18 protein-coding genes are annotated in these 19,709 nt (G+C 65.6%); 3 read left to right on the top strand and 15 right to left on the bottom strand.

Annotated elements, in window-relative coordinates:
• Positions 1-60: 60 nt before the first annotated feature.
• Positions 61-855 (top strand): SDR family NAD(P)-dependent oxidoreductase, encoded by a 795-nt coding sequence (locus DN388_RS03325; RefSeq protein ID WP_043860986.1) that lies wholly within the window; start codon positions 61-63, stop codon positions 853-855.
• A 45-nt stretch (positions 856-900) separates the two neighbouring features.
• Here DN388_RS03325 and DN388_RS03320 read toward each other — a convergent pair whose 3' ends face one another.
• The 4 genes from DN388_RS03320 to DN388_RS03305 form a co-directional block, all read right to left on the bottom strand.
• Positions 901-2,592: an alpha-keto acid decarboxylase family protein gene (locus DN388_RS03320; protein ID WP_043860987.1), complete on the bottom strand. Its 1,692-nt coding sequence runs from the start codon at positions 2,590-2,592 to the stop codon at positions 901-903.
• A gap of 40 nt (positions 2,593-2,632) precedes the next feature.
• Positions 2,633-3,994 carry a phenylacetate--CoA ligase PaaK gene (gene paaK / locus DN388_RS03315; protein ID WP_100633482.1) on the bottom strand — a complete coding sequence of 454 codons (1,362 nt, stop codon included), beginning with the start codon at positions 3,992-3,994 and terminating at the stop codon, positions 2,633-2,635.
• A 114-nt stretch (positions 3,995-4,108) separates the two neighbouring features.
• Positions 4,109-5,251, bottom strand: coding sequence for an acyl-CoA dehydrogenase family protein (locus tag DN388_RS03310; RefSeq protein WP_078479507.1), 1,143 nt, complete (start codon positions 5,249-5,251; stop codon positions 4,109-4,111).
• A gap of 71 nt (positions 5,252-5,322) precedes the next feature.
• Positions 5,323-5,736: a thioesterase family protein gene (locus DN388_RS03305; RefSeq protein WP_043860990.1), complete on the bottom strand. Its 414-nt coding sequence runs from the start codon at positions 5,734-5,736 to the stop codon at positions 5,323-5,325.
• Between the two features lie 465 nt (positions 5,737-6,201).
• Here DN388_RS03305 and DN388_RS03300 point away from each other — a divergent pair, with 465 nt between their 5' ends.
• The gene (locus tag DN388_RS03300; protein WP_210014186.1) at positions 6,202-6,942 is read left to right on the top strand and encodes an SDR family NAD(P)-dependent oxidoreductase; all 741 of its coding nucleotides are present in this window, start codon (positions 6,202-6,204) and stop codon (positions 6,940-6,942) included.
• Between the two features lie 45 nt (positions 6,943-6,987).
• Positions 6,988-7,893, top strand: coding sequence for a CoA ester lyase (locus tag DN388_RS03295; protein WP_043860993.1), 906 nt, complete (start codon positions 6,988-6,990; stop codon positions 7,891-7,893).
• Here DN388_RS03295 and DN388_RS03290 read toward each other — a convergent pair.
• The 11 genes from DN388_RS03290 to algG all read right to left on the bottom strand — a co-directional run bounded on the left by DN388_RS03290 (position 7,882) and on the right by algG (position 19,696).
• Positions 7,882-8,550: a TetR/AcrR family transcriptional regulator gene (locus DN388_RS03290; RefSeq protein WP_052504232.1), complete on the bottom strand. Its 669-nt coding sequence runs from the start codon at positions 8,548-8,550 to the stop codon at positions 7,882-7,884. The genes DN388_RS03295 and DN388_RS03290 overlap by 12 nt on opposite strands.
• 241 nt (positions 8,551-8,791) lie before the next feature.
• A complete protein-coding gene (locus tag DN388_RS03285) occupies positions 8,792-9,616 on the bottom strand; it encodes an SDR family oxidoreductase (RefSeq protein WP_054914855.1) in 825 nt (274 codons plus the stop codon).
• Positions 9,507-9,986, bottom strand: coding sequence for a thioredoxin family protein (locus DN388_RS03280; RefSeq protein WP_147303843.1), 480 nt, complete (start codon positions 9,984-9,986; stop codon positions 9,507-9,509). Before DN388_RS03280 ends, DN388_RS03285 begins: the two co-directional genes overlap by 110 nt.
• A gap of 76 nt (positions 9,987-10,062) precedes the next feature.
• On the bottom strand, positions 10,063-10,527 hold the full coding sequence (locus tag DN388_RS03275; protein ID WP_043860996.1) for a hypothetical protein: 465 nt from the start codon (positions 10,525-10,527) through the stop codon (positions 10,063-10,065).
• 136 nt (positions 10,528-10,663) lie between these two features.
• A complete protein-coding gene (locus DN388_RS03270; RefSeq protein ID WP_043860997.1) occupies positions 10,664-12,115 on the bottom strand; it encodes a mannose-1-phosphate guanylyltransferase/mannose-6-phosphate isomerase in 1,452 nt (483 codons plus the stop codon).
• Between the two features lie 33 nt (positions 12,116-12,148).
• Positions 12,149-12,796, bottom strand: coding sequence for an alginate O-acetyltransferase AlgF (locus DN388_RS03265; RefSeq protein WP_043860998.1), 648 nt, complete (start codon positions 12,794-12,796; stop codon positions 12,149-12,151).
• Between the two features lie 12 nt (positions 12,797-12,808).
• Positions 12,809-13,972, bottom strand: a complete 1,164-nt coding sequence (locus DN388_RS03260) for an alginate O-acetyltransferase (RefSeq protein WP_054914853.1) — start codon at positions 13,970-13,972, stop codon at positions 12,809-12,811.
• A gap of 11 nt (positions 13,973-13,983) precedes the next feature.
• Positions 13,984-15,441 (bottom strand): MBOAT family protein, encoded by a 1,458-nt coding sequence (locus tag DN388_RS03255; RefSeq protein ID WP_058540860.1) that lies wholly within the window; start codon positions 15,439-15,441, stop codon positions 13,984-13,986.
• 127 nt (positions 15,442-15,568) lie between these two features.
• A complete protein-coding gene (locus DN388_RS03250) occupies positions 15,569-16,675 on the bottom strand; it encodes a mannuronate-specific alginate lyase (protein ID WP_058541092.1) in 1,107 nt (368 codons plus the stop codon).
• A 7-nt stretch (positions 16,676-16,682) separates the two neighbouring features.
• Positions 16,683-18,125, bottom strand: a complete 1,443-nt coding sequence (locus tag DN388_RS03245) for an alginate O-acetyltransferase (protein ID WP_213606258.1) — start codon at positions 18,123-18,125, stop codon at positions 16,683-16,685.
• Positions 18,126-18,136: 11 nt separating this feature from the next.
• Positions 18,137-19,696 (bottom strand): mannuronan 5-epimerase AlgG, encoded by a 1,560-nt coding sequence (gene algG, locus DN388_RS03240; protein WP_043861002.1) that lies wholly within the window; start codon positions 19,694-19,696, stop codon positions 18,137-18,139.
• Between the last annotated feature and the right edge of the window lie 13 nt (positions 19,697-19,709).

The raw sequence follows: 19,709 nt of genomic DNA, 5'->3' as shown, positions 1-19,709 counted from the left end.
TGCCCCGGCACGGCCGGCGCCGCGCCGGGGTTCACATGTCATCCAGAAAAGGACGCAGGTATGAATATTTCCTTGCACGGCAAGCGTGCGATCGTCAGCGGCTCCACCGCCGGTATCGGCTTTGCCATTGCCCACGGGCTGGCCGAGGCCGGTGCCGAGGTGGTGGTCAACGGGCGCACCAAGGCCCGTGTCACGCGCGCCGTCGAACAGATCCAGCGCAAGTTGCCCGGGGCCAAGGTCAAGGGCATCGCGGCCGACCTGGGCACGGCCGAGGGGGCGGACATCCTGTTTGCCAAGGAGCCGGAAACCGACATCCTGGTCAACAACCTGGGCATCTTCGAGCCCAAGGGCTTCTTCGAGATCAGCGACGAGGACTGGCAGCGCTTCTTCGAGGTCAACGTGATGAGCGCGGTGCGCCTGTCGCGCCATTACGCCAAGGGCATGGCCACGCGCGAGTGGGGCCGGGTGCTGTTCCTGTCGAGTGAATCGGCGCTGCAGATCCCGACCGAGATGGTGCACTACGGCACCACCAAGACCGCCCTGCTGGCGATTTCCCGCGGGCTGGCCGAGACCCTGGCCGGTACCGGCGTGACCGTCAATGCGGTGCTGCCGGGCCCGACCCGCTCAGAAGGCGTGGGCGGCTACTTCAGCCAGATGGCCAGGGAGCAGGGGGTGGACAGCGAGACGCTGGAGGCCCGGTTCATTGCCGAGCACCGCCCCAGCTCGGTCATCAAGCGTCTGGCCACGGTCGAGGAGGTCGCCAACATGGTGGTCTACCTGGCCTCGCGCCAGGCCAGCGCCACCACCGGCGCAGCCCTGCGCGTGGATGGCGGCGTGGTTCGTTCCATCGCCTGATTCACCCTGCCGCGCCCGGGCGAGCGACTCGCCCGGGCGCGGCCTTCAGCCGGCAATCGCCGGCAGGCTGGCCGGTTGCAGCCCGTAGTCGAACTCGGCGAACAGCCGGGCAAAGCGCTTGAGCGATTCGGGCGCGTCCATGCGTTCCATCACCACTTCGATGAACACCAGCGTGTCGGCCTGTGCGGCCTGGGCCAGCGCATCTTCGAGCTGGTCCTCGGTGTGCACGGTGAAGCTGCGCGAGCGCTCGCGGGTGTCCAGCACGCTGGCCAGTTGCGCATAGCGCCAGGGGTTCACGTCGTTGTAGCTGGCATGCTCGCCCAGGATCAGCCGTTCGATGGTGTAGCCATCGTTGTTGATCAGGAAGATCACCGGCTTGAGGTTGTGCGCCAGAATCGTCGACAGCTCCTGCACGGTCATCTGCAACGAGCCGTCGCCGATGAACAGCAGTTGGCGGCGTGTCGGTGCGGCCAGCAGGCTGCCCAGCAGCGCGGGCAGGGTGTAGCCGATCGAGCCCCAGATCGGCTGGGTGATGCAGGTTGCCCCGGTCGGCAGGCGCAGGCCGCTGATGCCCGCCGACGAGGTACCGCTTTCGGCGATGACCAGGTCGTCGGCTTCGATCAGGTGGCCGATGCGCTGCCAGAAGCGCAGCTGGCTCAGCGGCTTGCCCGACAGCGCGGCGAACGCCGGGCTGGCACTGAACGGCGGGATGCGCTGGGCGCGGCGCTCGCGTGCCAGCGCCTGTTGGCCCAGCGCCTGGAGCACCTGGCCCAGGCTCACGGCGGTGTAGTGCTGCCTGGCGATCGAGGCCGCGTAGGCGTGCAGCTGGATCAGCGCGCCGTCCATGAAGCTGTGGGAGAACAGCGCGGTGCTGGTGTCGGTGAAGCGTGCGCCAAGGCTGATCACGCAGTCGGATTGCTCCAGTGCCGCACGCACGCCGGGCGCGGAGCCGGCACCGGCGTAGGTGCCGAGGAACAGCGGGTGCGACTCGGGCAGCATGGCCTTGGCCGGCGGCAGGCAGGCGAAGGGCAGGTCGAAGCGCTCGATCAGCTCGAGCACCTGGGGCACCAGGCCAAAGCGCGCCACGTCCATGTCCACCAGCAGCACCGGCGAGCTGGCGGCATCCAGGCGTGCCACCAGCGCCCGTACCACCGCCTGCAGTTGCCCCGGCTCGCTGCGCGGCTCGCTCAGTTGCAGCGGCGTGTCGGGCACCTCGATAGGCAGGGTGGCCAGGTCGCTGGGCAGTTGCAGGTACACCGGGCGGCGTTCGCGGTAGCAGGTCTGCAATACGCGGTCGATTTCCATGGCGGCGTTTTCCACGGTGATGCGCGCCTGGGCCACGGTGAACTGGCGCAGGGTCACCATGATGTTGTCGTAGTTGCCGTCGCCCAGGGTGTGGTGCATCAGGGCCCGGTCGATGATCGCGTGCAGCGGCGGCATGCCCGACACCATGATCACCGGCACCCGCTCGGCATAGGCGCCGGCGATGCCGTTGAGTGCACTGAGGTCGCCCACCCCGTAGGTGGTCAGCACCGCACCGAAGCCCTGGGTGCGGGCGTAGCCGTCGGCCGCGTAGGCCGCGTTGAGTTCGTTGCAGTTGCCGATGAAGTCGAGCGTGGGCAGCGCCTCGACCTGTTCGAGCAGGGTCAGGTTGTAGTCGCCGGGCACGCCGAACAGGTGGCGGATGCCGAATTCCTGAAGGCGGCGCAGCAGAAAATCGCCAATGGTCATGTCCATGAGTAGGGGAACCTCGTGATCCTTGAGAGAGGGTGCGCCGCTAGGGCTGGCGGCGCAGGTCGATGACGTTGCCGGCCTTGCCTTCGGAACGCTTGAGGGTGTGGCACGGGTGCAGCTGGATGTGGGTGCTGATGCCCACGTGCACCTTGATCTGGTGGCTCAGCTGCTGGCAGGCGGCCTGTTGCTGCTGGGCGCTCAGGCCGCTGTGTTCCGGGCGCAGCTCGACGTGTACGGCCAGCACGTCGAGGTTGCCCTGGCGGCTGACATGCAGCTGGTACACCGGGCTGAACATCAGCAGCTTGAGCAGTTGCTCCTCGATCTGGCTGGGAAACACGTTGACCCCGCGGATGATCAGCATGTCGTCGCTGCGCCCGGTGATGCGGTCGATGCGGCGCATGGCGCGACCGTTGCCGGGCAACAGGCGGGTGAGGTCGCGGGTGCGGTAGCGCACCATCGGCAGCGCTTCCTTGCTCAGGGTGGTCAGCACCAGTTCGCCGAACTGCCCGTCGGGCAGCACCGCGCCGGTGACCGGGTCGATGATCTCGGGGTAGAAGTGGTCTTCCCAGAGTGTCGGGCCGTCCTGGGTGTCGAGGTGCTCCATGGCCACCCCCGGGCCCATCACTTCCGACAGGCCGTAGATGTCCAGGGCCTTGATGCCCAGGCGCTGTTCCAGCTCGCCGCGCATCTGTCCGCCCCACGGCTCGGCGCCGAAGATCCCGGCGCGCAGCGACAGCGACTGCGGGTCGATGCCCTGGCGTTCGATCTCTTCGGCGATGTTGAGCATGTAGGACGGCGTCACCATGATGATGTCCGGCTGGAAGTCCTTGAGCAGCTGCACCTGGCGTGCGGTCTGCCCGCCCGACATCGGGATCACCGTGCAGCCGAGTTTCTCGGCGCCGTAGTGTGCGCCCAGGCCTCCGGTGAACAGGCCGTAGCCATAGGCGATATGGATGCGGTCGCCGCGCCGCCCGCCCGCAGCGCGGATCGAGCGCGCCACCAGCGAGGCCCACACGTCGATATCGTTGCGCGTGTAGCCGACCACGGTGGGCTGGCCGGTGGTGCCGCTGGAGGCATGCAGGCGCAGCACCTGGTCCATCGGCACGGCGAACAGGCCAAAGGGGTAGTGGTCGCGCAACTGTGCCTTGCTGGTCAGCGGGAAGTGCGCCAGGTCGTCGAGGTGCTTGAGGTCGTAGGGGTGCACGTCCAGTGCATGGAACTGCTCGCGGTACCAGGCTACATGGGTATAAGCATGCAGCAGGGTCTGGCGCAGGCGCAGCAATTGGTGCTGGCGCAACTCGTCGAGGCCGGCCTGTTCCAGGTGGTCATCGAACGGTTGGGCGAAGGGCACCGGGGCCAGGGCGGCGACAGGGCTTGCGTGCAGTAAAGTCGATTCGATCGGCATCGGGTCTGTTCTCTACCAGGAAGGGGAGTGGTCAAGGGCGCCCACGCTCGCGCTGCCATGCCCGCGCGCCGGGTGGGGCCGGGCGCGCAGGTGGCAGGGGCGGGCGCTGCGGGATCAGCCGGCCTGGGTCAGGCGCAGCAGCTGGTTGAAGATGTTCTTCTGGTGCATCTCTTCGGTGCCGCCCACGCTGGCAAAGCCCAGCGCGTCCTTGACCAGGGTGGCGATGTCGCCTTCGTGGTAGCCCAGGCTGCCGTACAGCTTGAGCAGGCTGATGGCGCTGTGGATGAAGTCCTGCGCGGCGCCGAGCTTGGCGATCGAGCAGCTCATCAGCGCCTGGGGGTCGTTGCCCAGCAACTGGTCGAGCGCGGCGTACACCATCCAGCGGTTGCGCTCCATGCCCATGGCGATGTCCACCAGGCGCTTCTGCACGTACTGGTGGGTGTCGATGGCGCTGTTGAAGCTCTGGCGGTTGGCCGCGTAGTGCATGGCCTCGGCCAGGAACGGCGTGGGCAGGTTGGCCGCTACCAGGCCGTAGTACGCACGCCCCAGCGAGATGATCCTGATCAGTTGCTGCAGGCCGCGGCCCGGCTCGCCCAGTACCTGTTCGGCCGGCACCGGCAGGTTGTCGAAGTGCAGCGGGCCGGTGGGCAGGTGCTTGTTGCCCAGCTTGTCGTCCGGCTCGCCACGGGTCAGGCCGGGGGTGTCCTTGTCGATGATCACCAGGGCGATGTTGTGCTTGGAGTCGGTGGCCAGGCGGGTCACGATCAGCAGGAAGTCGGCCACCGGTGCATGGGCGATGTTGAACTTGCTGCCGGTCAGCCGGTAGCCGTCCGCGCACGGGGTCAGCAGGCTGTGGATACTGCGCACGTCGGTGCCGGTGCCCGGTTCGGCGATGCCGGTGGCGCTCAGCGCGCCGGCCAGGATCGCGCTCAGGTAGCGGTCCTTCTGGGCGTCGCTGCCGTAGAGCATCAGGGCACGGACCATGCCGGCCTGGGCAATCACCGACAGCAGCAGCTCGGGCGTGCGGATCGACGAGGCCAGGCCTTCCAGCGCGGCACTGAAGCCCCACCAGTCTTCACCCAGGCCGCCGTATTCGAGCGGGATGACCAGCTTCCACAGGCCCGCGTCGCACAGGCGCTGCCAGCCGTAGTGATCGAAACCGGGGGCGGCGCTGCGCCGCGCCTCGGCCAGTTCCACGCCGATGGCGCGGTAGGTCGACAGCAGCGCGAGCTGCTGTGGAGTCCAGGAGAGTTTCATTGAGCGTACCTTTGCAGTCGGTTCGCCGGGGCGCCTGAGCGTCGGCGAACGGTTCGTCCCTGAGCGCCGGCTCAGCCTTCCTGGAAAGCCAGGACCTGATCCTTGAATGCCTGGGGCACAGGCACGGTGGCCTGTTTGTCGTAGTCGAACATCACGTGGTACGACTTGGCCCTGGCCACCACCTCGTGGGTATCGTCCTGGCGGCGCATGGTGTGTTCGATCTCGAAGCTCTTGGTGCCGAATTTCACCACGGCGCTGCTGACCACCAGGGTTTCGCCGTACATGGCCTGCTTGAGGTAGTCGCACTCGCTGCGCACCATGATGTGCGGCAGTTTTTCGCTCTTTGGCAGTTGCAGCAGGTGGTGCATGTAGCAGAGGTAGGCATGTTGCATGTAGTCATAATAGATGGGGCTGCTTACATGGCCCATCGAGTCGGTGTCGCGGTATTTGATTTCAATGACGGTCTCAAAGCCTTTCTGGCTCATGGTGCACTTCCTTTTGTTTGTTCTGTTTGAAGTTGGCGAAATGTTCTTGAAACTTCTCGGCAACTTGTTCGGTCCCTTGAAAGTGGGTTTCAAGTTGTTTCAAATGCTAGGCAAGTTGAACTTGCAAGGCTACTCGCGTTTGTTTGCAGGGAACTCGCTTTCGCGCTGCAGCGCTTGTCTGTCGTGGGGTTGCTGGCTGCTGGTTGTACGCCATGGTTCGTTTGTGGGGGCGGCCTTGAGGGTGGCGTTGAATTGCTCGCATTTCGCCGCCGACAACGAACTTTGGTCATGAATATTTAATATTCCCGGCAATGCGAGCAATCCACGACGGGTACGCGGGCACGGCTCTTGTGTGTGGGGTTTTTAATGCGAGTAGTTGTTCGGCAGGCATTCTTTTAGCATGGCCGCCACTCAGGCGCCGTTGTTGTAGCGGCCCTGTATCGCCATTCAGGGAGTGCAGTGTTCATGACCAATCAAGACAGGGTGGCGGTGGTCACCGGTGCGGCCAGCGGTATTGGCGCGGCGACCGCCCTGCAGCTGGCACGGGAGGGTTTTCAGGTGGCGTGCCTGGACCGTGACGAAGGCGGCCTGGATCGCACCCTGCATGCGCTGGGCCCAGGCCATCGGCCGTTCGCCCTGGACCTGTGCGATGAACAGGCAGTGGCTGCGGTGTTCGCCGAAATCGCCCAGTGGCGCGGGCGCATCGATGGCCTGGCCACCTGCGCCGGGGTGGTCGACACCACGGCATTCGACGACCTGAGCGTGGCGCGCCTGCGCCAGTTGCTGGAGGTCAACCTGCTTGCCACCTTCAGCGTGGTGCAGCACAGCGTGCCCTTGATGCGCGCCGGCGGGCATATCTGCACCGTGGCCAGCGTCGCCGGCATTCGCGGCGGCGGCCTGGCCGGCACGCTCGGCTACGCCACCAGCAAGGGCGCGGTAATCACCCTGAGCAAGGGCCTGGCGCGCGAACTGGGCCCGCGCGGGCTGACAGTCAATTGCGTCGCCCCGGCGGTGATCCGCACGCCGATGCTCGATGACACCACGCGCGTCGCCGGCAAGCTCGAACAGCTGCACGGCATGACCGCCTTGCGCCGCGAGGGCCGTGCCGAGGAAGCCGCCGAGGTGATCGCCTGGCTGCTGTCGGGCAAGGCCTCGTTCGTCAGCGGCACCACCATCGCCGTGGACGGCGGCCTGGCGATGCTCTGAGGCGCTTTCTTTTCTTCCTTTTCTTCTCTGTACAGGACGTCAACCATGGCAGTTTCCAAGGACAACCCACTGGCGCTTTGCCGCACCTTTTTCTTCATTCCCGGCGCCGACGAGCGCGCGTTGCTGGCGGCACTCGACGGCGATGGCGACGTGCTGGTGCAGGAGCTGGAGGACTTCACCCCACCGGCGCGACGCCCCGAGGCGCGTGCACTGGCGGTGGATATCCTGCAGCGCTGGCGCGCCTGCGGGCGGGTCAGTGCGGTGCGCATCAACCCGTTTGAAACCTGTGGCCACGAGGACCTGGCGGCAGTGATGGCTGGCCGCCCGCAGGTGGTGATGATGTCCAAGGTCGAGCGCCGCGAGCAGATGATCGAGCTGGACCAGTTGATCACCGAGCTTGAGGGGCGCCATGGCATCGCTGCCGGCAGCACGTTGATCGTGCCGAACATCGAGACCGCGCTGGGCGTGGTGCGCGCCATCGAGATCGCCGCCGCCAGCCCGCGTATCAAGGCGATGCTGGTGGCCACCGAGGACATGGTGGCCGACCTGGGCGCCGGGCGCAGCCGCGCCGGCACCGAGCTGTATTACCCGCGCTCGCGCTTTCTGCTCGAATGCGCGGCGGCGGGGGTGCTGGCCATCGACTCGCCCTACACCTTTGCCGACGCGCAGGGTGCCGAAGCCGACATGCAGTTCGCCCGCTCCATCGGCTACCAGGCCAAGGGTGTGGTCAACCCGGCGCACGTGGCGGTCGCCAATCGCTACCTCACCCCCGCTGACGCGGACGCCGAACTGGCGCGCCGGCAGGTGGCGGCGTTCGAGGCGGCGGCCCAGGGCGGCAACGTGCGTGCCGAAGTCGATGGCCTGGTGGTGGAAGTGCCCAGCTACCTGCAGGCGCTGCGCTTGCTGGAGCGTTACGAGCAGTTGCAGGCGCGCCAGGCGCTACGCCGCTGAGCTGTGCGGCTGCGCGCGGGCGCGGGCGGTGGCCAGCGGCATGGCTGGCGGGAGGCACAACAGCCCGATCAGCGAGCTGCTGATCGCATCCTCGATCTGCGCCTGGCTCATCTGCGGCGAGTCGAGGATGTAGGCCTTGACCATCGAGGTGATCACCTGCGCCGCCAGCCAGGCGGCCAGGTGCAGGTTGCTGTGAGCCAGCGTGGCCCGCCAGCGGTCCAGCAGGCGCTCGATGGACAGGGTGATGCGGGCCTTGTGCTGCAGGTCGTCGACGCTGCGGCTCAGGTTGGCCAGGTCGGTGTCGAGCAGCCGGTGCAGCTCCGGTTCCTGCTGGTGCAGGTGCAGCAGGGCTTGCACCAGCAGCCTGAGGTGGGCCGGCAGGTCGGCCACCTCGTGTGCGCCGGCGACCTCCAGAATCACCCGATTCATGGCCTGCGCATGGCGCTCATGCAACGCCGCGATCAATGCATCCTTGTTCGGGAAGTACTGATAGACCGAGCCCACGCTGACCCCGGCGCGCTGGGCCACCAGGTTGGTGTTGGTGCCCTGGTAGCCATGCTTGACCACCACCTTGGCGGTGGAGGTGAGGATGGTTTCGACCATCATCCGCGAGCGGGCCTGGGTGGGGATCTTGCGCGGAAGGTTAAGGTGTTTCACGAATGTCTCCAGAAAGGGCCTGATTGCATTTGTGAGAAAGGCTGCCAGCAGGCAGCGGTGCTCCGACCTTGGAGATTTCTCCCTGATTGCCTGGAGCGCGCCGCCGCTGTGGCAATGCAGCCGATCCAGTACGAGGGCGATTCTTGGCCTTGGAGACGCTTTGGAAAATGCTCTGGTGTGCACTTTATAGTTAGCGATAGGGTCAGCTATCGCCGGCGCAGGCCCCCGCAAACCGGGCAGATCACAGGCTGCGGTCGAGGCCGAAACGTTTCTTCAGCACCTTTTCCAGCAGCCGTTTGGGCAGCACGCCGGCCAGCAGCGGCAAGGCGCGGCTGCCGTTGCCCAGGCGCAGCAGGTCGGGCGGGGTACGCTGCTGTACGGCCTTGAGCAGGCCCTGGGCGAACGCGCTGGCGGGGGTCGGTCTGTCCTGCGAGGCGCGGGCGCGGGCGCGCACCTGCTCGCGCAATGGCCACCACGGCGAGTCTTGCGCCAGCACCTGCTCGGCCTCGCGCCCGGCATTGCTGGCGAAGCTTGAGGCGATGGCGCCGGGCTGCACTTCCATCACGCCGATGCCGAACGGCGCCAGTTCCAGGCGCAGCGCATCGCTGAGCGCATGCACCGCCGCCTTGGATGCGCAATAGGCGCCGGCGAACGGGGTGACCAGCACACCCGACACGCTGCCGATGTTCACCACCAGGCCGCGATTGCGTCGCAGCAAGGGGAACAGTGCACGGGTCACACCGATCAGTGCGAACACGTTGGTCTCGAACTGGCGCTGCATCGCCTCGACACCGCCGTCCAGCAGCGGCCCCATCGCGCCGTAGCCGGCGTTGTTGATCAGGATGTCGAGGCCGCCATGGGCCGTTTCGATGGCGTCGGCCAGGCGCACGAGGGCGTCCTCGTCGTTGACGTCCAGCTGGCGGCTGCTGAAGCCGGCCTTGATCAGCGTGGCGACGTCATCGGCCTTGCGCGCGGTCGCCCACACGTCGTAGCCGGCGGACTTGAAGCTGTCGGCGAGGGCGCGGCCGATGCCGCTGGAGCAACCGGTGATCAGGACGACGGGCATGGAAGGGGGCTCTCCTCAGAATGTGGTGTTCGGTCAGGGCGTCGATCAGCCGGGTGATGCTCGTGGCGCACACCACGAGGTTGGGGCCGGCGACGGGCAACAGGATATGTGAAGGCAGGTAGTGCAGCGACAGGCTCTGGAACAGGCAGGTCAGGGCCGGTTCTTGCGGGTGATCCTCGAACAGGTCGACGTTGAAATAGTGGAAGTCGACCTGAGGATGTTGACTGCCAAGCCGTGCAACACCGGGATGCATCGTGCGGCAAGGCGGGCAACTGGCCGAGCCCACCATGACCATGGCCGGGCGTTGGCGTGTGCAATCATCGAGCAGCGCCTGGAGCTGGTCGAGGCGGGTCACGGGCCTGAGTGACATGGTGGTGCCTCCTGCAAGATTTCCGGTGCGCTCCATTCAACCCCGGCTGGCGTGTCTCAGGTAACTGACAAAAATACTAGTTGGCAAACCCACCCTGCAGGTGCTCGGCACGAAATTCCAGGGTTTGCGGGCGGTAGCCTGAGCGCAGGGGGGGCAGGGGCAGGCAGTCGTGCCAGCTGGCCTCGGGCTGCAGGTCGCCGGGGCCGCGGTAGCGCGGTGCGGCGTAGGTGTTCTCGGCCAGGTTGACGGTGTCGCCGGGGGCGTAGGCGGCCACGCGCCAGCGCAGCTCGACCAGCGGCACGCGGTTGGCGTTCTTTATCTGTACGCGCAGCGGGCGGTCGGCCGGGCAGGCGTCGGGGGCGTAGTCCAGGCGCAGTTCCAGGCGGGCCAGCTGGCTGGCCTCGCGGTTGTCCAGCCACACCACCCACAGCCCCACCAGGCCCAGGCCGAGCAGCGCGGCCATGGAGATCGGCAAGGCCTTGGCCGGGTAGCGCAGCAGCAGGACCAGCCAGGTGAGGATGAGCAGGATACCGATGAACATGGAGGGCGCCTTGGGTGCGGATGAAGGATCATCCTACCCTGATAAAAGCATCGCGGGTCAAGCCCGCTCCCACAGGTTCGATGGCGACCGTTGTGGGAGCGGGCTTGACCCGCGAAAAGGCCTTCCGGGCTTCAGATCACTGTGCGATGGTCTTGATCGACACCCCGCGCTCCACTGGCGTGGAGCGCCCGTAGATGTCTTCGAAACGCTCGATGTCGTCCTCGCCCAGGTAGCTGCCCGACTGCACCTCGATGATCTCCAGCGGGATCTTGCCCGGGTTGCGCAGGCGGTGCACCGAGGCGATCGGGATGTACGTGGACTGGTTCTCGCACAACAGGAACACGTTCTCGTCGCACGTCACCTCGGCCGTGCCCGACACCACGATCCAGTGCTCGGCACGGTGGTGGTGCATCTGCAGCGACAGGCTGGCGCCGGGTTTTACCGTGATGTGCTTGACCTGGAAGCGCCCGCCCATGTCCACCGAGTCATACGAGCCCCACGGGCGGTACACCTCGCAGTGGTTCTGGGTTTCGTTGCGGCCCTGGGCGTCCAGGGTGTTGACCATCTGCTTGACCCCCTGAACCTTGTCCTTGTGCGCGATCATCATGGCGTCCTTGGTCTCGACCACCACGATGTTCTCCAGGCCGATCACCGATACCAGCTTGCCGTTGCCGTGGATCATGCAGTTGTGGCTGTCCTGCACCACCACGTCGCCCTTGGTCACGTTGCCGTTGGTGTCCTTCTCGTGCACGTCCCACAGCGACGACCAGCAGCCCACGTCGCTCCAGCCCGCACTCAGCGGCACCACGCAGGCGCGCTGGGTCTTTTCCATCACCGCGTAGTCGATGGAGTTGTCCGGGCAGCAGGCGAAGGTGGCCTCGTCGATGCTGATGCTGTCGCCGTCTTCCAGGCTGCGCTCCAGGGTCAGCAGGCAGGTGTCGTAGATGTCGGGGTCGTGCTTTTTCAGCTCTTCGAGGAAGCGGCTGGCGCGGAACAGGAACATGCCGCTGTTCCAGTAGTAGCCGCCACTTTTGACGAACTCGGTGGCGCGTTTTTCGTCCGGTTTTTCAACGAACTGCGCCACGCGGCTGATGCCTTCGGGCAGCAGGGCGTCCTGGCTCGACTTGATGTAGCCGTAGCCGGTTTCCGGCTTGGTCGCCGGCACCCCGAACAGCACCATTTCGCCGCGTTCGGCGGCCACCGTGGCCAGGGCCAGGGCGCGTTGCAGGGCCTTCTGGTCGTCCAGCACGTGGTCGGCCGGCAGCACCAGCATCAGCTCGTCGCGGCCTTCGTTGACCAGTTTCATGGCCGTGAGCGCCACGGCCGGCGCGGTGTTGCGCCCGAACGGTTCCATCAGGATCGCCTGGGTGTCCAGGTTCAGGTTGGCCAACTGCTCGTTGACGATGAAACGGTGATCCTTGTTGCACACCACGATGGGCGCGTCCATGCCGTCGAACACCAGGCGCGACAGGGTTTGCTGGAACAGCGTGTGTTCACCGGTCAGGGCCAGGAACTGCTTGGGGAATTGCTTGCGCGACAGGGGCCACAGACGCGAGCCGCTACCACCGGACAGGATGACTGGAATCATGGGTAATCTCCGAACGTTGAAAGGGGCAGTTGATTAACGGGTGGACACAGGGCGCTTGACCCAGACCGGCGACAGGTTGCTGCCACTGCCGGTCACATACAGCACGGCCGCTTCGCCACGTTCGAGCGCAACGGGCTTGAGGTCGCTGACTTTCTTGTCGCCTTCATACAGCGCCAGGCTGACCTTGACCGGGTTGATCTCGCGCTCGCCGCGAGCCTTGGCCGCCACCGGCTTGACCACTTCGGTCTTGCCATCGGCGGTCTTCAGGGTCAGGGCCTGGTCGCTCAGGTTCTGCACGCGTACCAGGGATTTCTGCTTGTTCTTGAACGGCGGTTCCTCGACCAGTTGCGGCTGGCCGCTGCCGTGGTTGACCAGGGTGTAGTAGTGATCGCCCGCCAGCTTGACCGGTACGGTCTGGCTGCCGACCTTGGCGCTGTAGTCGCCCTGGGGCATGAAGCTGAAATCGCTGCTGCCCTGGGCGGCCACTTCGCTGATCTGGGTGTTGCCGACACTGGCGGCCACCGGCTGGTTGCCGGCGTTGTACAGGCGCACGAAGGTCGAGCCCTTGGGCGCGCTGGGGCCATACAGTGCGGCATCGGCGCCGGCCCAGGCCTGCAGCGAGAGCAGGCTCATGCCGGCGGTCAGGGCGAATGCTTTGGCAATGCGGTGCTTGGTGGTCATGTGCAGTTCCTCTCAGTGTTGCGTCCGATTGGACGACAGGGCCATGTCTTGATTGGCGGTACGGGTTTGCTTCAGCTGGGCGATCCACTGCGGATCGAAGGCGCTGAGGTCGTTTTTCATTGGCAGATAACGTTCCGGGAACTCCCATACCAGCACCTGTGGGGCGCTGGTCTTGAAGGCGTCGGTCTGCAGGTACTTGAGCATCGGCAGCAGCGGGCCATGGCCGTCCTCGGCGTAATTGACCACGTCGCTGCGCAGCGCCTGCTGCAACGCACCGAGGAAGTTCCAGTGCGGGTTGGCGCTGTAGCTGGTGCCGATCAGCGCCACGGGGATCTCGTTGTCGGCAAACAGCGCGTCGTCGCTGTCGGCCTGGTCCTGGGCCCGGGCAGGGCGGGTGGTGCGTTGCTGCAGGCTGTCCGGGGCCGGCAGCAGGTGGCTGAACAACGGGTCCAGCGGCAGGAAGTTGGTGAGGTCGCCCTTGTACGGTGTGGCGGCTTTGGCTTCGGTGACGAACTGCTGCGGCGTGCCGCTGAGCAGGGTCTGGCGGGCCACGGCTTCGGCCAGGTGGCGTGCCACCACCTCGGCGCCCAGTGGTGTCCAGTGGGTGTCGGTGCGCAGGAACACCTGGCCCTGGGCCTTGGCCGCCTGCAGCGGGCCGAGCAGGTCCGGGGCGAACACGCCGGCCTGGCGCGCCTTGGCATGGAACTGGTTGTACAGGTCGGCATGCAGGCTGGCGGGCGTCTGCTCACCGATGTACTCCGGGTACAGGCGGGCCTTGGCCGGAATGATCGCCAGCACCAGTTGCACACCGTGCTGCTTGAGGGTGTCGCGCACGCCGCGGATCAGTGCGAGGTTCTCGGCCTCGAACTGTTCGCTGCCGGCCACCGGCTTGAACTCTTCATCGCTGAACAGCCATTGCTCGCGGCCCAGCACCACACCCGGGCGGCCTTCGTTGAACAGTTTGAAGTCCAGCGCCGCCCAGAGGTTGGTGCCCAGGCGCTTGATCGGGAACTGCGCGTCGTAGTGGGTTTCGGCGGCCTTGGCCAGCTTGCCGTCGAGCAGGGACATCTGCGCGGTGCGCTGGAAACTGCCCAGGCCCCCCAGCGACCAGATGCCCAGGCCCAGCAGCAGGGCCATGAACAGCACGGCGTAGAGTTTGCGTAATGATCGGGTCATGGTCGGCTCGCTCAGAACTGGAAGTAGAGGAACGGCGAGTAGCTTTGCGCCGAGAGTTTGAGGATCGAGGCCACGAACAGCAGCAGCACCAGCGCGCGGGTCATGTACAGGCCCCAGTCCAGGCTCACGCTGCCGTCGCCATGCACGGCCACCGGGCTGGCCTTGGCCGTGGGCTTGGCATTGCGGTAGAAGTCGCGCAGGCCGAAGAACGCCAGGCTCAGGTAGGCGATCACCAGGGTGGCCACTTGCAGGCCGGTGAGGCTGGCGCGGTTGAGTTCCGACAGCTGCCATTCACCGAAGCTGAACATGGCGCCGTACATGCGTGCGGCCACGTGCAGGTTTTCGGCGCGGAAGATCACCCAGCCCATCACCACCAGCAGGAAGGTGAAGGCCCACTTGACCGGGTTGAAGCGCTGCGGGTTGGTGTCCAGGCCCAGTGCGCGCTCGATCGCCAGCCACATGCCGTGCCAGGCGCCCCAGATGATGTAGGTGAAGTTGGCGCCGTGCCACAGGCCGCCCAGCAGCATGGTCAGGAACAGGTTGCGGTAGGTGGCGAAGGTGCCGCCGCGGTTGCCGCCCAGGGTGATGTACAGGTAGTCGCGCAGCCAGGTGGACAGGCTGATGTGCCAGCGCCGCCAGAACTCGGTGATCGACTGGCTGATGTAGGGCTGCTTGAAGTTCTCCATGAAGCGAAAGCCCATCATCAGGCCCAGGCCGATGGCCATGTCGCTGTAGCCGGAGAAGTCGAAGTACAGCTGCGCGGTGTAGGCCAGTGCGCCCAGCCAGGCGTCGCCGGTGGTCGGGTTCTGCAGGGCGAAGCAGTGGTCGGCGACCACCGCCAGGGTGTCGGCGATGAATACCTTCTTGATGAAGCCCTGCATGAACCGCGTGCACCCTTCGGAGAACTTGTCCAGGGTGTGGGTGCGGTGGTTGAACTGGTCGGCCAGGTCGCGAAAGCGCAGCACGGGGCCGGCGATCAGGTGCGGGAAGATCGCCACGAACGCGGCGAAGTCGATCAGGTTGCGGGTGGCCGGGGTGTCGCCGCGGTACACGTCGATGATGTAGCTGATCGACTCGAAGATGTAGAACGAGATGCCGATGGGCAACAGGATGTGGGTGAGGATGAACGGCTCCAGGCCGTACGAGGTCATGATCGCGTTGATGCTGTCGACGCCGAAGTTGGCGTACTTGAAGTAGCCCAGGATACCCAGGTCGACCACCACCCCCAGCAGCAGCCAGCGCTGGGCCGGCTTGGTGCGCACGCCGGCGGCGCCCACCTTGAGGCCGATCCAGTAGTTCCACAGGGTGACCGCAGCGAACAGCGCCAGGAAGTCCACTCGCCACCAGGCGTAGAACACGTAGCTGGCCAGCAGCAGCAGGGCGTTGCGGTAGCGTTGCCCGCTCAGGTAGTACAGGCCGAGAAAGATCGGCAGGAACAGGAACAGGAACACATTGGACGAGAACACCATCCCGATCTCTCCTTGTCGTTATCCACAATCGGGGCAGCAGCCCCCCAAACCCCCCGCTGAAATTGCGGGGGAACCAGATCAAACGCATCGCGGGTCAAGCCCGCTCCCACAGGGATTGCGGTCGTTGCTACTTCTTCTGTTCTGCCTGCGGGTCGTAGACGCGCGTCAGGTCGCCGCCCAGGCGGAAACTCTTGAACGGCTGCATCGCGTGCTTGCGCTTGAGCGCATCGGCGTCGCACTGGTACAGGCTGCACCACGGCTCAAGCCAGGCGTATTTGCTGTCGATCTTCAGATCGTCCATGTCCTGCTTCTGGCCATTGCGCGCCTTGAACGCACTCGGGTCTCTGGCCCCGGACAACACCCGCTCGCCCAGGCGCTTGAGCGCGCCGTTGTTTTCCGGGCGCAGGTCCACGCCGTTGGCCTGGGCGAAGCTGGCGATCATCGACAGCGGCGGCAGTGCGTAGTTGTGGTACGCCAGGGCGCGCTGCTTGCGCTTCATCTCGTTGGGCAGAAAGCCCTGCGCATCGACCTGGTTGGCACCCACGCGGTACTCCTTCACGGCCCAGTCGAACAGGTCGCGGCGATCGGTCGCCACCGCCGTGGCCATCACCGACCAGGCGGCCCAGTACGAGTGGTTGTTGATCTTTTCCAGCGGCAGGTCGCTCCAGTCCTTGACCGTCTGCTCGGCCAGGCGCGCGAACCATTTCTCGATCTGTTCGGCCTGGGCCTGGTGCGCCGCCAGTGGCTGTGCGTTGGAGAACTTCAGGCGCAGGTATGCCGAGCTCAGGCTGCCCAGCGCCCATTTGCGCATCGACTTGCCGGTGTGGTTGTAGTCGGTGGACATCAGCGCATCGGCCTGCGCCCAGGTGCCCAGCCACTGCAGGGTGCAGTCCAGCTGCTGCGGGCGGCCGTCGCGCATGTACTGCATCACCTGCTTGCTGACCCCGCGCTCCAGCGTGGTGATGCTGGCGGTGGAATCGCGAAAGGCCTGTTCGGATGCCTTGTTCAGCGTCGCGCGGGCCTTGTCCGAGCCTTCGTACTTGCTGCGAAACTGCAGCGCGCCGGTGTAGGGCTTGGGCACGGCCTCACAGGTGAAGTCGTTGGGGCTGGTCTTGGGTTTCTCGATGCCGGCGTAGTAGCCCTGCGGCGGGACCAGCCCGCCGGCCTGCACCGCCGGGCCGAACAGGGCCAGGGCGAGCAGGGCGGGGGTGGCAAGGGTGCGGATGGATGTCATGTGCGCCTCACAGGCCGGCCTGGGCAGCATGCTGCCCGGCGCCGGCGATCGGGTTGCGTGTACACAGCCTGGCCTGGACCTTCTGGCTGCCGCTTTCGGGACCCTGCACTTCCACCGCGAGCAAGGTCTGGTTGGCCCAGTCCTCGTCCTCGCGCAACTGGAAGGCGAAGCGTCCGTCGGTGTCGGAGGTTTCGGGTTTTTCGATCTTCAGGTCCTCGTGACGACCATTGAGGTACCACAGGGTGGCCTGCAAGGTCTTGACCGACTTGTCTTCGAACTGGATGTCCAGTTGATGACGGCCGTTGACCAGGTTCTTGATCACGCCGTTCTTGCCATTGACCAGCAGCTCGTTGGTACCCGGCTTGAGCGAGGTGCTGACGCTCATCTGCGCAGGCTTGCCTTCGCAGCCGTTGTCGAGCAGGGCGAGCATCTGGCGCCAGATGGTTTCCTGGTCCAGGCGGTACAGCGGCGAGAACTCCCACACCAGGATCTTGGGCGGGTTGTTCTGGAACTCCTCGCTGCCCAGGTACTGGATCATCGAACCTTCCAGGCCGCCACCGGGGAACGCGACGTTGAGCACGTCGGCGCCGATGTACTGCTGCAGAAAACCCGAGAAGTTGTAGTTCTTGCCGCTGTGGCTGGTGCCCACCAGGGTGATCTGCGGGTTGCCCGAGTCGCCGAACAGGTCGTCACCGCCACTCTCGCCCTTGGGCTCGGTGACGAACTGGTCCATGTACTGCACCGCGTAGCTGGTGCCGCACAGTTGGCCGGCGACGTTGTGCAGGGTGCCGGTCTTGCCCATGCGGCCGGACGTGTGGCTTTCGAATTCACGCCGCGGGATGTCGGCGAAGGCCGGCATGCTGTGCACGGTGTCGGCCACGATTTTTGCCGCACGCTCGGCGCCATAGGGCGTCCAGTGCTGGTCGCCGCGGAAGTAGAAGTCCTTGCCCTGCTGCGCGGCCGGCAACTGTTCGTTGGTCAGCGGCGACAGGTCGGGCACGTTGTAGCCCATTTGGGCGAAGCGCTTGAGCATGGCCTGGTAGTTGCGCAGGGCCTTCTCGTAGTTGAACGCGGCCTTGTCGGCCGGGTTGAGCATGTTGCGGTTCACCAGGCCACGGGTGGGCTGGTACACCACCACCAGTTCCACGCCGCGCGCCTTGAACGCATCGTGCACCTGCTGCAGGCGTTTGTAGCCGGCCGGGGTGGTGCTGAATTCGGTGCGCAGGTCTTCGCGGGTACGGAACAGCCAGTCGCCCTGGGCTTGCACCAGGGTGGTGAAGTTCTGCTGGTAGCGGGTGGTGTAGCGGCTGGCATCGTGGGCTTCGGGGCACAGTTGGCAGCACGGCTGGGCGGTGAAGCTGGGCGCCTGCACCTCGTCGGCACGCACGCCGTTGCTGATCGCCAGCAGCGCCGCACTCAGGCCAAGCAGTTTCATCAGGTGTGGGGTCATGTCAGGTTTCCTCAATCCGCCATGTCGGTCTGGCGTTCGACCGGGTCGATCAGTACGGCTTTGCCCTGGCGAACCATCAGGTCGAGAATCTCGTCCTGGCGATCGCCCAGCACCCCGGAGAAACTGATGCCGCTGGACTTGCTCGGGGCCAGCATCGACACCCGGTACAGCTCCACGCTCAGGGGCGAGTCGATCGACAGCGGGCCGCTGCCGTTGGCCGCCAGTTCACCGCCCACCACGATCAACGACACCTTGGTGTCGAACGGGTCCAGGTCGATGTCGCGGTCGGTATCGGACAGGTCCTTGATGTGCCCGTACACACCCACCAGGCCGTTGGCCATGGCGAGGTTTTCGTACAGGCGGATGTTCACGCTGTTGCGCACGCGGATGCCGTGGCGACGGTTGCTGATGACCTTGTTGCCCCAGATCAGGTTGTCGCCGCTTTCGTACAGGGTGATGCCGTCGGTGTGGTTGCGGTAGATCTCGTTGTAGGCGATCAGGTTGTTGACGCTGTTGCGGTCGATCACCACGCCCGAGAGCTTGTTGTCGTAGCTCTTGTTGTTGATGATCCAGCTGTCGTTGACCTCGCGCGAGACGATGATGCCGTGCTTCTTCTTGGTGCCATGCACGGTGTTGCCGGCGATGATCAGGCGGTGCGAACGGTCGTGGGGGTCGATGCCGTACACGATGTTGTCGCGGTAGGTGTTGTCCTTGACCACGAAGTCGCTGGTCTCGTAGCAGTAGAAGCCGTACCACATGTCGCTGAACTCGGAGCCGATGATCCAGCCGGTGGGTTCGGGGCGGCCCATCTGCTTGGCCATGTTGGGCGTGTACTGCGAAATGCTCACGCCGTAGGACTTGCTCTGGGCATAGCCGAAGCTGGCCATGCGGGTGTTGACGATGTAGGTCTCGGTGCCGCCCCACGAGAGCAGGAACGGGCGAAATTCCTTGGGTGTGCGGAAGGTCGCCGGGCCGTTGTCCTTTTCGCGCCAGCCGGTGACGCGGGTGTCGCTGACGAACAGCTTGCCGTCGTTGACGATGAACGCACCGCCTTCCTGGGACAGGCGCAGTTCCTTGACCTTGGCATCGATCTCGAGCACGCCCTTTTGCCCCACCACGATCGGCAGGCGCGACAGGTATACCCCCGGCGCGGTTTCACGCAGGTACTGGGCCGGCACGTGCTTGCTCAGCTCGGTGAAGTCGACATGCCCGTCATCGACGAAGATCGCCTGCGGGATGCCGTGCTGGCGGGCTACCCATTCGGCCATCTTGTTGTCGCCGCCGATGAACTCCTTGAGGGCGTCTTCCTGCAGCATGCGGCGTACCGTGACCTTGCCCTTGCGTGCACGCTGGATCTTGGCCTGCACCGCTTCGGCGGTGTAGCCGCTGAGGTCGGGCAGGGTCGGCGCCGGGATCTGCAACGGCTCGATCGGCGCGCTGCTGACGGTGTAGGTCTTGGCGTGCTGCAGCTCTTTGGCCGGGCTGGCCACGGGCAGGCCGTTGGCCAGGGCGATGCTGCTGGCCAGCAGCAGGCTGCCGGCGATCAGCGTGTTGAGCGGGTAAAGGTTCATGTCAATGCACTCC

Origin of the sequence: Pseudomonas sp. S12(2018), from assembly GCF_024355235.1 — a bacterium.
Classification (GTDB): domain Bacteria; phylum Pseudomonadota; class Gammaproteobacteria; order Pseudomonadales; family Pseudomonadaceae; genus Aquipseudomonas; species Aquipseudomonas palmensis.
Note: the sequence above shows the minus strand (reverse complement) of the source record. Positions and strands in the feature narration are given on the sequence as shown.